The organism is Pseudomonas sp. GW821-FHT01C01, assembly GCF_059422645.1.
In genome coordinates this window covers 1-13,421 of sequence record NZ_JBWKXF010000032.1, presented here as the reverse complement: position 1 = coordinate 13,421, position 13,421 = coordinate 1, and the positions used below count along the sequence as shown (strand labels likewise).

Here is a 13,421-nt window from a genome sequence, read left to right as displayed (position 1 = left end):
TATTGAAGCACCTGTACCGGCGTTTGTCCGCCCGGTTATTGCTTGCCTTTCATCGAGTCGAAGGCCAGCATCAGCTCGTCCATGCGGGTCTTGCAGTCGCTCAGTTGCGGATTGCCGGCACGCAAGGCGTCGAGCGCGCGGTCGATGGCTTTGTCCACTACATGCCAGTCGCTGGCGGCGCGCGGTTTGATCCCGGCTTCGGCCGAGTCCCAGGCGCTCTCCAGGTCTTTGATGCGGGTTTTCGCGCCGGGCAGGTCGTTTTTATCGACGAGCACGACAACGTCGGCGGCGATGCTGCGGAACTCGGATAGATCACCCAGTTTTGAACCGGACTGGGTTTGTGCACTCATCGCACCTGAAGTGTTGCCTGCGTTTGGCTTGTCGGCGGGTTTCGAGCAGCCGGCAGCGATGCTGAGCAGGAAAATCGACGAGACAATGGCGACGTGGCGAATGATGTTCTGAAAAGGGCGCATGAAGACTCCTTGATGGGCTTTTAAAGAGTTACTGAGTGACGGATTTGCGGTTGCCGACGCTGATCTGCGCGACTGCAACCAGCATGACGATGACGCACAGGAAGATCGCGCTGGTCCAGGTCGCGCCCATGCCGAGGCCGCCATAGGTCTTGGACTGGGTCAGCAAGTCACCGAGTGAGGCGCCGAACGGGCGGGTCAGGATGTAGGCGATCCAGAAGGCCAGCACCACGTTGGCACCCAGGCGCCAGGCCAACAGGGTGGCGGCGATCAGTGCGCCGAAAATCACCGCGCCGAGGGTGAAGCCCAGGCCCAGCGCTTCGGTGGCCAGGTCACCGGCCGCCGTGCCGAGGGCAAAGGTGCAGAGCACGGTCGTCCAGTAGAACCACTCCCTTCGTGGGGTGACGATCTCGCGGATCGACAGGTTGTGTTCCACCCGGTACCAGACGACGAAGTTGAGCGCCAGCAAGACCGAAAACACCGCGGTGCTGGTGTACAGGCTGACGTCGAGCACGTCGGTCAGGATGTCGGTGAGCTGTGTCCCGACGATGCTCACCAAGACCACGGTCAACCAGTAGATCCACGGCGAACAGGCGGTTTTGCGCATCTGCAAGAACAGCGCGATGGCGAGCAATGCCGCCATGCCCAGGCTGGTCCAGCCAAGGCCGAGGCCGGCATCGACAGCCAGAAAATCCGCACCGGTTTCACCCACCGTCGTGGACAAGATCTTGATCACCCAGAATGACAGCGTCACCTCGGGTACTTTGTTAAGCCATCCGGCTATCGCGGGTTTCATGAGCGGGTGCCTCTCCTGTGCAGCGCAGGACTTGCGCAAGGGAGACGATACGGATCGAAACTTAGCTGAGACTGAGTGGCGGCGAAGTTGCCCGGTTTTCCAAAGCAGTGTTAAAAAATGTTATGTGAAAAAAATACTTCACATAATCTGATCACTGGTAGATGATCTCTACCAGCCGGTATGACAACCTGATAACACGACAAAAAACAGGATGGCCTTGATGTTCAATGAGATCGCGACTCATGTCCTGAATGACAGTACCCCTCAGCGGGTTGATCCGCTCGGTGCTGTTCCTGTCTGCCGCGGCCCTGTCTACAACGCGGCCAGCGTCTGCGCCTTGCAGGCGTGGAAGCCGTCGCTGCTTTCCTCTGGAGTACCCCATGAATAACAAGAATGTCGGTGTAGTCGGTCTGGGCGCGATGGGGCTGGGCATTGCTCGCTCGTTGTTGCGCAGCGGTTTTAATGTGCATGCCTGTGATGTGCGTTCTGCCGTGACAGAACAGTTCGCCGGGGAGGGCGGTGTGGCTTGCCCGTCACCGTCGCATATGGCCGCCGAGTGTGATGTGATCATCACCGTGGTGGTCAATGCCGAACAGACCGAGACCGTATTGTTTGGTGAGGGCGGCGCCGTGGCCTCTCTGCGGCCGGGCGGTCTGGTGATCGGCTGCGCCACAGTCGCCCCGACTTACGCCGTGGACCTGGGCCAGCGCCTGGCCGCGCTGGGCCTGCTGTATCTGGACGCACCGATTTCCGGTGGCGCCGCCAAGGCTGCCGCAGGCGAGATGACTATGATGACCTCGGGCCCGGCCGACGCTTATGCCAAGGCCGAGTCGATCCTGGCTGGCATGGCCGGCAAGGTCTATCGCCTGGGTGACGTCCATGGCCTGGGTTCGAAGGTCAAGATCATCAACCAGCTCCTCGCCGGGGTACATATTGCCGCCTCCGCCGAAGCCATGGCGCTGGGCCTGCGTGAAGGCGTCGATGCCGATGCGTTGTATGAGGTGATCACCCATAGCGCCGGTAATTCCTGGATGTTCGAAAACCGCGTACCGCACATTCTCAAGGCGGATTACACGCCGTTGTCCGCAGTGGATATTTTCGTCAAGGACCTGGGCCTGGTGCTGGATACCGCCCGGGCCAGCAAATTCCCGCTGCCGCTGTCGGCCACCGCTCACCAGATGTTCATGCAGGCGTCCAGTGCCGGCTTCGGCCGCGAGGACGACTCGGCGGTGATCAAGATTTTCCCGGGCATCGAATTGCCGACTGCCAAGCCTGAGCCTGTTTGAGGAACACCCCATGACTACCTCCACCGCACGCCCGCTGCTGGGCTGCATTGCCGACGATTTCACCGGCGCCACGGACCTTGCCAACATGCTGGTGCGCGGCGGTATGCGCACCGTGCAAAGCATCGGCATCCCGAGCACGGAAGTGGCCGCCGGGCTTGATGCCGATGCGATCGTCATTGCCTTGAAGTCGCGTACCACGCCGGTCGCCGAAGCGGTCGAACAGTCCCTCGCCGCGCTGGCCTGGTTGCGTGAACAAGGTTGCGAGCAAATCTTCTTCAAGTATTGCTCGACGTTCGATTCCACCGCGGCCGGCAATATCGGCCAGGTCAGCGAAGCGCTGCTGGCGGCACTGGGCAGCGACTTTACCCTTGCGTGCCCGGCGTTCCCGGAAAATGGCCGAACGATCTTTCGCGGCCACTTGTTCGTGCAGGATCAACTGCTCAGCGAGTCGGGCATGCAGCATCACCCGTTGACGCCGATGACCGATGCCAATCTGGTTCGGGTCCTGCAATCGCAGACCCGCCTGAATGTCGGCCTGTTGCGCTACGACACGATTGCCCGTGGCGCTGAGCAGGTGCGGGCGCGAATCGCTGAATTGCGGGCGCAAGGTGTCGGCATGGCCATCGCGGATGCCCTGTCGGACAGCGACCTGTACACCCTTGGCACCGCCTGCGCCGATCTGCCGCTGTTGACCGGTGGTTCGGGGCTGGCCTTGGGCCTACCGGAAAATTTCCGTCGCGCCGGCAAGCTGCGCGACCTCGATGCATCGAAACTTCCGGCCGTGTCCGGCGGGGAAGTGGTGTTGGCCGGCAGTGCTTCGATCGCCACCAATGGACAAGTGGCCGCCTGGCTCGAAGCTGGCCGACCAGCCTTGCGGATCGATCCGTTGGCCTTGGCGGCGGGTGAACCGGTGGTGGCGCAAGCCTTGGCCTTTGCCCGCGACAACCAACAAACCGTATTGATCTACGCCACCAGCTCACCGGAAGAGGTCAAGTTGGTGCAACAGCAACTGGGCGTCGAGCAGGCCGGTAGCCTGGTGGAAAACGCCTTTGGCGAAATTGCCCAAGGTCTGCGCCAGAACGGTGTACGCCGCTTCGTGATCGCCGGTGGCGAAACTTCGGGCGCGGTGGTTCAGGCGCTGGGTGTACAGCTGTTGCAGATTGGCGCGCAGATCGATCCGGGTGTGCCGGCGACCGTCAGCAGCACTGACGAACCTTTGGCGCTGGCACTCAAATCGGGCAACTTCGGTGGCCGGGATTTCTTCAGCAAAGCCTTGAACCAACTCGCCCAGGCCGGAGATGTGCAATGAGTAACGAGAACGCCTTGCGCGAAGAAATCTGTGAGGTTGGCCACAGCCTTTACCAGCGCCGATACACCGTCGGCAGCGCCGGCAATATCAGCGCGCGCCTGGACGACGGCTGGTTGATCACGCCCACGGATGTCTGCCTCGGGCGCCTCGATCCGGCGACCATCGCCAAGGTCAATCTGGCTGGCGAATGGGTGTCCGGTGACAAACCGTCAAAGACCCTGGCGTTGCATCGTCAGGTCTACGACCGTAATCCGAATGTCGGCGGCGTGGTGCATACCCACTCCACCCATCTGGTGGCGTTGACGCTGGCCGGTGTCTGGCAGGCAGACGACATCCTGCCGCCGCTGACGCCGTATCAGGTCATGAAAGTCGGGCATATCCCGTTGATCGGCTACCAGCGACCCGGTTCGCCAAAGGTTGCCGAGCAAGTCGCCCGGCTGGCCAACAGTGTTCGCGGCGTGATGCTCGAACGGCTGGGCCCGGTGGTCTGGGAGAGTTCGGTATCCAGGGCCAGCTACGCCCTGGAGGAGCTCGAGGAAACCGCACAGCTCTGGCTGATGAGCAATCCCAAGCCTGAACCGCTCGATCAGGCGGCGCTGGACGAATTGCGAGACACCTTTGGTGCGCACTGGTAACGCGCTGCCTTAACACCACAGATCGATAACGCAGGCCCTGCCCGGGAGCCGCCCAGCGACTTTCGACGGTCCCGGCTTGCCTGAAAAAACAATAACAACAGGAAATCCAAGCATGACTCACCTTCACTGCGGCATATTCAGAACCAGTGGCAGTACCGTTTCAGTTATCCGGCGTGGAGGGGTTCTGCAATGAGCCCGTTAATCCTGATGATGACCGCCGGGGTGGGCATCGCGCTGTTGTTGTTCCTGGTGCTCAAGTACAAATTCCAGCCCTTCGTGGCCTTGATGCTGGTGAGCATTCTGGTGGCGCTGGTAGCCGGCGTGAAGCCGGCCGATCTGGTCGCTACCATCGAAGGCGGCATGGGCAAGACCTTGGGCCATATCGCGATCATCATTGCCTTGGGGGCGATGATCGGGCGGATCATCGAACTCTCCGGCGGTGCCGAGGCGCTGGCCAAGACCCTGATTACCCGTTTCGGCAATCGGCGTACGCCCCTGGCGTTGACGATTGCCGGCTTCATGGTCGGGGTGCCGGTGTTCTTCGAGGTCGGCGTGATCATCCTGATGCCGCTGGCCTATGGTGTTGCCCGCAGTGCGCGTAAGCCGCTGTTGGTGTTCGCGTTGCCGATGTGCGCGGCTTTGTTGACCGTACACGCCTTTCTGCCGCCGCACCCGGGCGCAGTGGCCGCTGCCAGCCAATTGGGCGCGGACCTGGGCCGCGTGCTGATGTTCGGTTTGCCGATCACCGCGCTGCTTTGCTATGTCGGCTACCGCGTGGCCGGGCGCATGACCCGTCGTACGTACCCGATGACCGACGATATTCGTGCCGAGGTCTATGGCCCGCATGTCACCAACGAGGATCTGGCCGCCTGGTCCAATGGCAACGACACGAGCACCGGGCGAGCGGCAGTGGCCGTGTCGCACATGGGCCTGGAAGAGTCCACCAGCAGCATCGTTTCGAAATTGCCGCCGGCACCCGCGCCGGGTTTTGGTCTGATCGTCAGCCTGATCGTGTTGCCCATCATTCTGATTCTGCTGGGGACTCTGTCTACCTCGTTGCTGCCAGCCGATTCGACCCTGCGCGGCGTCATGACCGTGCTCGGCGCGCCGCTGGTGGCGCTGCTGATCGACACCTTGCTGTGTGCCTGGCTGTTGGGTTCGCGTCGGGGCTGGAGCCGCACTCAGGTGTCTGACGTGATCGGTTCGGCCTTGCCCGGTGTGGCCATGGTGATCCTGATTGCCGGTGCCGGCGGTGTGTTCGGCAAGGTGCTGGTGGACACCGGAATCGGCGCCGTGGTCTCCGATATGCTGCGCACAACCGGTCTGCCGGTGCTGGCCCTGGGCTTTCTGCTGACCATGCTGTTGCGCGCGGTGCAGGGCTCGACCACTGTGGCACTGGTGACCACTGCCGGCATCATCAGCCCGCTGATTGCGACCCTCAGTCTCACCCCGAACCACATGGCCCTGCTGTGCCTGGCCATGGGCGGTGGCGGGTTGGCCATGTCCCATATCAATGATGCCGGTTACTGGATCTTCACCAAGCTGTCCGGACTGAACGTGGCTGACGGCTTGCGCACCTGGACGGTGCTGACCACTTTGCTCGGCACCCTGGGTTTCTGTATTACCCTGCTGATCTGGCCCTTTGTCTAACCCATTATCTCAGGAGCTACCATGCCTCGTTTTGCTGCCAACCTCAGCATGCTTTACCCGGAACATGAGTTTCTGGATCGCTTTGCGGCCGCGGCTGCCGACGGTTTCGAAGCGGTGGAGTATCTGTTCCCCTACGACTACCGCGCTGAAGAGCTCAAGCAACGCTTGAGCGACAACGGTCTGGTGCAGGCACTGTTCAACGCGCCGCCCGGTGATTGGGCGAAGGGCGAGCGGGGCACGGTGTCGTTACCCGGTCGGGAGAGTGAATTTCGCAGCGGTTTTGAGCGTGCCCTGGAATACGCCAGCGTGCTGGGCAACTCACGCATCCATGTGATGGCCGGGCTGTTGCCGTCGGAAAGCGACCGCCCACGGCATCACGGCGTGTACCTGGAGAACCTCGCCTACGCCACCGCCCAGGCGGCCAAAGTCGGTGTCACGGTGCTGCTGGAACCGATCAATACGCGGGACATGCCGGGCTTTTTCCTCAACCGGCAGGATCAGGCCCAGGCCATCTGCAAGGAAGTAGGCGCCAGTAACCTGAAGGTTCAGTTCGACTGTTATCACTGCCAAATCGTCGAGGGCGACCTGGCCACCAAACTGCGTCGGGACTTCGACGGAATTGGCCATATCCAGATCGCTGGTGTGCCAGACCGACATGAACCCGACCTGGGAGAAATCAACTATCCCTATCTGTTCGAGCTGATCGACCAGTTGGGATATGACGGCTGGGTAGGGTGTGAATACCGGCCACGAGGTAACACGTCTGCCGGCTTGCAGTGGCTGCGGGACTGGAAAGCGCGTTAAGAAACCTGTAGGAGCGAGCTTGCTCGCGATGGAGCTGAGGGCGACGTGTTTATTCAGCAAACACGCGGTATCGTTAACGTCCATCGCGAGCAAGCTCGCTCCTACAAATTATGTCAGGCGCCCGGGGTATTGTCAGACGGCAGTAACAATTCGACACCCTGCTTGCGGATGCCATCGGCTGCGGCAGGGGTCAACGCGTCGTCGCTGAGGATGATGTCGAATTGCTCGAGCCCGGCGATCCGGTACATGCTGAACGTGCCGTACTTCGAACTGCTGGCCACCAGCACCACTTGCGAAGCCGACTGCATGGCGGCTTGCTTGACCTCCACCTTCAGCGCCGAAGGCGTGGTGAGGCCGCGACGCAAATCCCATGAACTGGTCGATATGAATGCGACATCGGTGACGACCTGACGCAAGGTGGCCACCGCCAGGCCGCCCACACACGATTGATTGGAGTGATCCAGCTGCCCGCCGGTGTGAATCACCGTGACATGGGGGGCTTCAATCAGTGCCTGGACAATACCGAAATCGTTAGTCACCACGGTCATGCCGGACAGCGCCTTGATGTAGGGGACGATTTCCAGCGTGCTGGTTCCCGCATCCAGGTAAATCGTCATGTCGGCATGCAAAAGCCGGGCGGCGAGCCTGGCCATGGCCTGCTTCTGCGGCAACTCGACCACTGCCTTGAGCTGATGGCTGGGCTCACTGTGCAGCTGACTGGCGATCCGCACCCCACCCGTTACCGAGTACGCACGACCCTCCTGCTCCAGCAACGCGATGTCGCGGCGTATGGTCATGTGCGAACAGTCGAACATTTCCATCAATTGATGAACGCTCAGCACCTGATGTTTGCGCAACTGTCGCAGCATCAATTCACGGCGCTGTTCAGGAATCATCGGTGCGCCGCTGTCGGCGGCGATGTCCTTTTGACTAGGCATTCGGGCTCCAGAATGAAGAAATCCGCAGACAAGGAAGGCGGGCAACCATAGTAGCGAATCTGCAGCCGGATCAGTAGCGTGATAAGGCACCGCGCCCATGTCCCTGCGTAAATTGTAGTGGGCGCTTCAGATCAAGTGTTCAGGGTTCCGCCTGGTAGCCGAAGAGGCCGCCAGGTGAACGCTTTGAAGTGTCGAGTGAAATTAAGCCCGAAGCCTTGCCTCGTCGGTTGCTGAAGGCTGTAGCAGCGAGAACAGGTTCTTGGGATCTTGCAGCTCTGGCACCAGTTGGATATCGCTGCCAATGTTGAGTGTTCTTGCAACATCCAGCACATAGCGCAAGGCGGAGTAGTCCTCGATGGCGAAGCCGACCGAGTCGAACAAGGTGACTTCCTCGGCATGCTGGCGACCAGGGGTCTGACCAGTGATGACTTTCCAGAACTCGATAACCGGAGAGTCGACGGGCATTTGCTGTATTTCGCCTTCAATGCGACTTTGCGGTTCGTACTCAACCATGACCCGCGCACGTTCCACGATGTCCCGGTGCAGCTCGGTCTTGCCGGGACAGTCGCCGCCCACTGCGTTGAGGTGCATCCCAGGCTCGATCATCTCAGGCGTTAAAATCGTTGCGTAGGCCTTGTCGGCCGTGACTGTGGTCACGATATCGGCACCACGTACGGCTTCTGCGACGGTTTTGGCGACAGTCACCTGTATGGCGGGGTAGGCCCGCAGGTTGGCTACCAGCTTCGTCGTCGCGGCAGGATCAATGTCGTAGAGGCTGATTTCAGTAATGCCCAGCAATGTATGAAATGCCAGGGCCTGGAATTCGCTCTGTGAACCGTTGCCGATGAGTGCCATTCGGCGACTGTCCGGTCGGGCGAGGTAGCGGGCCGCGAGCGCAGAAGTGGCAGCCGTGCGAATGGCGGTAGTCAGCGTCATTTCACTCAGTAAAACCGGCTTGCCGGTATCGACGTCTCCCAGTGCACCAAACGCCATGACCGTCAGCATGCCATTTTGGGTGTTCTTCGGATGTCCGTTGACATACTTGAAGGCGTAGAGCGCTGCATCAGACACAGGCATCAGCTCGATGACGCCCTCGGGTGAGTGGTTTGCCAGGCGCGCGCATTTTTCGAAATCCGGCCAGCGTACGTAGTCTTGACGGATGTACTCGGCCATTTCGATCAGGCAACGAGGCAAGCCTTTTTCCAGGACGAGACGGCTCAGATCATTGACGTCAATGTAACGGGTCATATTGGGTTCCTTTGGGCATTTTTGGGTGTGCCGGCCTGGACTACCTTGCGCTTTGGCGGCTGAGACTCAGGAGGCGGTCCATGTATTTGCAACGGACCTATTGTCGAGGCTATGCAGAGAAGATTTCGGCCAATACTGACGCTGGATACAGCGAGAGAAGTCGAAAAACAGATCACGCACAGCCGAATCGGCCAGGTGACAGTTACCACTCGCAACTCACTTGCACGGCTAGAACTCGATGAGCTTCACGAAGCATCGTCATGCAGATGAAGAAGGCCACAAAGACAATCACATTTCCTGTACCGCTCCCTTTAAGTGCAGAAACAGTGACTTGGAACAGACGACAGAATCGGCTGTGAAAGCCCTACGTTCAGCACAGGCACGCTGTTTGAACGTAGGGATACGACACCAGCACCCTCCCGGCAATTGGCATTCTGGCGGTCCGTTTCAAGCACTTGCTGTTCGCCGCTTGAGATGGAGTGCAACTCCGACGATTGGCTGCTTCCAGTCGAAAACAACAACAAAAACGGCTGCGGTGAAGACCGCATCGACTCTCTGCCCCTGTCAAAAAGTGTGGTCCGACGCAGGCGCCGGATCGCGATAAATCCTAATAATCCGGGACTCAAGAAGATGAACATCAAATGGCTGACTTTGCCGGCACTCGCGTTGCTGTGCTGCACCACGGGCGCCAGTGCCAAGGAATGGAAGGAGCTGCGATTTGGCGTCAACCCAAGTTACCCACCCTTTGAATCCACCACGGCCGATGGCGGGGTTCAGGGCTTTGGCGTGGATCTGGGCAATGCGATATGTGCCGAGTTGAAGTTGACCTGTGTGTGGGTCAGCAATGACTTCGACGGGCTGATTCCGGGACTCAAGGCCGGTAAGTTCGATGCCATCGAATCTTCGATGACCGTTACCGATGCGCGCAAAAAACAGATCGACTTTACCGATCGCCTGTACGCCGGACCGACCGCCATCGTCACCCGCAAAGACTCCGGACTGCTGCCTACCGCCGAATCGCTGCGCGGAAAAACCATCGGTTACATGCAGGGCACGATTCAGGAAACCTACGCCAAGGCCAAACTGGGGCCGGGCGGAGTGAAACTGCGGGCCTATCAGAATCAGGATCAGGTCTATGCCGACCTGGTTTTTGGCCGTCTCGATGCGTCGATCCAGGACAAGCTGCAAGCACAGATGAGCTTCCTGACCTCGCCACAAGGGGCTGAGTTCCAAAACAGCGAAGGCATCAGTGACCCGTTGGTGCCGTCAGAAATCGCCATTGGTGTGCGCAAGGACAACGAAGAACTCAAAGGCATGCTCAATGCCGCCATCAAGGCCCTGCACGACAAGGGCATCTACGCGCAGATCCAGCAGAAACACTTCGGCGATCTGGACCTCTACAACAACTGATCCTCGCGCCCCGGTCGATGTATTGCCGCGACCGGGGCGCCTCAAGACAGGTGACTGGCGTGAACTCCTTCCTGAATCTGATCGGGGTCGATCTTTCGGCCCTGCAAGGCTATGGCCCATTGTTGCTGCATGGCACCTGGGTCACCCTCAAGCTGTCGGCGCTTGCGCTGCTGGTGAGCATGGCGCTGGGGCTGCTCGGCGCGGCGGCCAAACTGTCGCCGCTGAAATTGCTGAATCTACCGGCAACCTTTTACACGACGCTGATCCGTGGCGTGCCCGACCTGGTGCTGATGTTGCTGATTTTCTACAGCCTGCAAGGCTGGCTCAGCGCCCTGACCGAGGCCATGGGCTGGCCCTACATGGAAATCGACCCGTTTGTGGCCGGCATCGTCACCCTCGGTTTTATCTACGGGGCGTATTTCACCGAGACCTTTCGCGGGGCGATTCTGAGTGTGCCGCGTGGGCAACAGGAAGCCGCGGCGTGCTTTGGCCTGAACCGCTGGCAGCGCTTTCGTTTCGTGGTGTTCCCGCAAATGATGCGTTTCGCCTTGCCGAGCCTTGGCAACAACTGGCTGGTGCTGCTCAAGGCCACGGCGCTGGTATCGATCATCGGTTTGTCGGACCTGGTCAAGGTCGCGCAGGAGGCCGGCAAAAGTACGTTCAACATGCTTGATTTCCTGCTGTTGGCCGCCGCGCTTTACCTGCTGATCACCAGCGCTTCGAACTACGTATTGCGCGTGCTGGAACGGCGCTACAACCAGGGTGTACGGGGGATGGCGCGATGATCGAATTGATTGCCGAATACTGGAAACCCTTTCTGTTCAGCGACGGTGAAAGCCTCACCGGGTTGGCGATGACCCTGTGGTTGCTGGTGGCGAGTATTGCCATGGGGTTTTTCCTGTCGTTGCCCCTGGCGATCTTGCGCGTCTCGCGCTGGGGTGTTTTGCGTTGGCCGGTTCAGCTGTTTACCTACATCTTTCGCGGCACGCCGTTATATATCCAGTTGCTGATTTGTTACAGCGGGATCTACGGCATCGCCGTGGTCCGTTCGCAGCCATTGCTCGAAGCGTTTTTCCGCGACGCCATGAATTGCACCTTGCTGGCGTTCACCCTCAACACCTGCGCCTACACCGTGGAAATCTTCGCCGGAGCGATCCGCAGCATTCCCTACGGTGAAATCGAAGCGGCACATGCCTATGGCCTCAGTGGCTGGCGCCTGTATCTGCAACTGATCCTGCCATCGGCGCTGCGCCGCGCGCTGCCGTACTACAGCAACGAAGTGATTCTGATGTTGCACGCGACATCGGTGGCCTTTACCGCAACGATTCCGGACATCCTGAAAATTGCCCGAGACGCCAATGCGGCGACCTTCATGACGTTCCAGGCATTTGGCATTGCCGGTCTGCTGTACCTCGTGCTGTCGTTCGGGCTGGTCGGTGCGTTCCGTCTGGCTGAGAAACGCTGGCTGAGCTTTCTGGGCCCGGCCCACTGACTTCCATTCTTTATCCAGAGCGGTGGCGATAAGTGTGCCGCTCCAGGAGTATTCGCATGTACAAACTCACGGTTGAAAATCTGTATAAACGTTTTGGTGACAATGAAGTGCTCAAGGGCGTCTCGTTGAATGCGCGGGCAGGGGACGTGGTGAGCATGATCGGCGCCAGCGGTTCGGGTAAAAGCACCATGCTGCGCTGCATCAATTTTCTGGAGCGGGCGGACGAAGGCGCTATTGCATTGGACGGCGAGCGCGTCCTCACCCGTCAGGGCGTTGGCGGCATGCGGGTTGCCAACCCGAAGCAGTTGCAGCGTTTGCGCACGCGACTGGCGATGGTGTTCCAGCACTTCAACCTGTGGAGTCACCTGACCGTGCTGGAGAACATTGTGCTGGCGCCGTGTCGAGTCCTGGGCATGAGTCGCAAGGCCGCCGAAGAGAGCGCACGGGCGTATCTGGACAAGGTCGGTTTGCCGCAACGGGTGGCTGATCAATACCCGGCATTTCTGTCGGGCGGGCAGCAACAGCGGGTGGCGATTGCCCGTGCCCTGGCGGTGGAACCCGAAATCCTGTTGTTCGACGAGCCCACCTCGGCGCTCGACCCGGAACTGGTGGGGGAAGTCCTGAAAGTGATTCAGGCGCTGGCCGAAGAAGGCCGGACCATGTTGATGGTGACCCACGAAATGGGCTTTGCCCGGCAGGTCTCCAGTCAGGTGTTGTTCTTGCATCAGGGCCGGGTCGAGGAGCAGGGTGATGCTACGATACTCGACCGGCCGAACAGTGAACGTTTGCAGCAATTTCTATCGGGTCGTTTGAAGTGAGGCAAGGCGTACATGGCGGATATCCGCGATCTGTCGATCGTGCTTGATCGTATCGATCAGGCAATCATTGAAGTGTTGCGCCACGAAGGGCGTATCACTTATCAAAAGCTTTCCGAGCGCGTGCACCTGACCCCCAGGCCTTGTCTGGAACGGGTACGCAAGCTGGAACAGCTCGGGGTCATCCGCGGCTATGGCGCGATTCTCGATGAGAAGAAACTGACGCCGGGCTTGTCATTGCTAGTGCTGGTGGCGTTGTCGAACCAGAGCGGACGCGCAGCGCAAAAGGCCTTCGAGGCCAAGGTTCGCGCCTGCCCGCAGGTGCTGGAATGTCGTCTGATCAGCGGCGCGTTCGACTACAGCCTGCGCATGCGTTGCCGTGACATGGAGCATTACCGGGTGTTGACCGAAGTCTGGTTTGACGACCCGGATTTGCACATCGACAAACTGGTCAGCCACCCGGAGCTGGCGATGGTCAAGACCACGATGGAATAGGCACTGTGGGAGCGGGCTTGCTCGCGAAAGCGGTGTGTCAGTCGACATTGATGTGGATGACACACCGCTTTCG

At 59.8% G+C, this 13,421-nt stretch carries 14 protein-coding genes; 10 read left to right on the top strand and 4 right to left on the bottom strand.

Annotated features, from left to right (window positions below; genetic code table 11):
* Positions 1–35: 35 nt before the first annotated feature.
* Together AC07XF_RS18945 and AC07XF_RS18940 are read right to left on the bottom strand one after the other, a co-directional pair.
* Complete coding sequence (locus tag AC07XF_RS18945; protein WP_495027643.1) at positions 36–473, bottom strand: hypothetical protein; 438 nt, start codon at positions 471–473, stop codon at positions 36–38.
* Between the two features lie 28 nt (positions 474–501).
* A complete protein-coding gene (locus AC07XF_RS18940; RefSeq protein ID WP_495027642.1) occupies positions 502–1,266 on the bottom strand; it encodes a COG4705 family protein in 765 nt (254 codons plus the stop codon).
* A 380-nt stretch (positions 1,267–1,646) separates the two neighbouring features.
* Between AC07XF_RS18940 and ltnD the strand changes: the two genes are divergently transcribed.
* The 5 genes from ltnD to otnI all read left to right on the top strand — a co-directional run bounded on the left by ltnD (position 1,647) and on the right by otnI (position 6,950).
* The gene (gene ltnD / locus AC07XF_RS18935) at positions 1,647–2,552 is read left to right on the top strand and encodes an L-threonate dehydrogenase (protein WP_495027641.1); all 906 of its coding nucleotides are present in this window, start codon (positions 1,647–1,649) and stop codon (positions 2,550–2,552) included.
* 10 nt (positions 2,553–2,562) lie between these two features.
* The gene (otnK, locus tag AC07XF_RS18930) at positions 2,563–3,861 is read left to right on the top strand and encodes a 3-oxo-tetronate kinase (RefSeq protein WP_495027640.1); all 1,299 of its coding nucleotides are present in this window, start codon (positions 2,563–2,565) and stop codon (positions 3,859–3,861) included.
* Complete coding sequence (otnC, locus tag AC07XF_RS18925; protein ID WP_495027639.1) at positions 3,858–4,496, top strand: 3-oxo-tetronate 4-phosphate decarboxylase; 639 nt, start codon at positions 3,858–3,860, stop codon at positions 4,494–4,496. The genes otnK and otnC overlap by 4 nt, the downstream gene beginning before the upstream one ends.
* Positions 4,497–4,685: 189 nt before the next feature.
* Entirely contained in the window at positions 4,686–6,146 is a 1,461-nt protein-coding gene (locus AC07XF_RS18920) for a GntT/GntP/DsdX family permease (RefSeq protein WP_495027638.1), read from the top strand.
* 21 nt (positions 6,147–6,167) lie between these two features.
* Positions 6,168–6,950: a 2-oxo-tetronate isomerase gene (gene otnI, locus AC07XF_RS18915; protein ID WP_495027637.1), complete on the top strand. Its 783-nt coding sequence runs from the start codon at positions 6,168–6,170 to the stop codon at positions 6,948–6,950.
* A 113-nt stretch (positions 6,951–7,063) separates the two neighbouring features.
* On the opposite strand, the gene AC07XF_RS18910 is transcribed toward otnI, so the two are convergent.
* Both AC07XF_RS18910 and ocd read right to left on the bottom strand, forming a co-directional pair.
* The gene (locus AC07XF_RS18910; protein ID WP_495027636.1) at positions 7,064–7,888 is read right to left on the bottom strand and encodes a DeoR/GlpR family DNA-binding transcription regulator; all 825 of its coding nucleotides are present in this window, start codon (positions 7,886–7,888) and stop codon (positions 7,064–7,066) included.
* 201 nt (positions 7,889–8,089) lie between these two features.
* A complete protein-coding gene (gene ocd / locus AC07XF_RS18905) occupies positions 8,090–9,136 on the bottom strand; it encodes an ornithine cyclodeaminase (protein WP_495027635.1) in 1,047 nt (348 codons plus the stop codon).
* A gap of 630 nt (positions 9,137–9,766) precedes the next feature.
* Between ocd and AC07XF_RS18900 the strand changes: the two genes are divergently transcribed.
* From AC07XF_RS18900 to AC07XF_RS18880, 5 genes are read left to right on the top strand one after another with little or no spacing between them, the layout of a single operon-like run.
* Positions 9,767–10,546 carry a transporter substrate-binding domain-containing protein gene (locus AC07XF_RS18900; RefSeq protein WP_154909056.1) on the top strand — a complete coding sequence of 260 codons (780 nt, stop codon included), beginning with the start codon at positions 9,767–9,769 and terminating at the stop codon, positions 10,544–10,546.
* Between the two features lie 17 nt (positions 10,547–10,563).
* Complete coding sequence (locus AC07XF_RS18895; RefSeq protein WP_495027634.1) at positions 10,564–11,331, top strand: ABC transporter permease; 768 nt, start codon at positions 10,564–10,566, stop codon at positions 11,329–11,331.
* On the top strand, positions 11,328–12,038 hold the full coding sequence (locus AC07XF_RS18890) for an ABC transporter permease (protein ID WP_495027633.1): 711 nt from the start codon (positions 11,328–11,330) through the stop codon (positions 12,036–12,038). Before AC07XF_RS18895 ends, AC07XF_RS18890 begins: the two co-directional genes overlap by 4 nt.
* A 56-nt stretch (positions 12,039–12,094) precedes the next feature.
* Complete coding sequence (locus AC07XF_RS18885; RefSeq protein ID WP_007986657.1) at positions 12,095–12,856, top strand: ABC transporter ATP-binding protein; 762 nt, start codon at positions 12,095–12,097, stop codon at positions 12,854–12,856.
* 12 nt (positions 12,857–12,868) lie between these two features.
* A complete protein-coding gene (locus AC07XF_RS18880; RefSeq protein WP_007974731.1) occupies positions 12,869–13,348 on the top strand; it encodes an Lrp/AsnC family transcriptional regulator in 480 nt (159 codons plus the stop codon).
* Positions 13,349–13,421 lie beyond the last annotated feature (73 nt).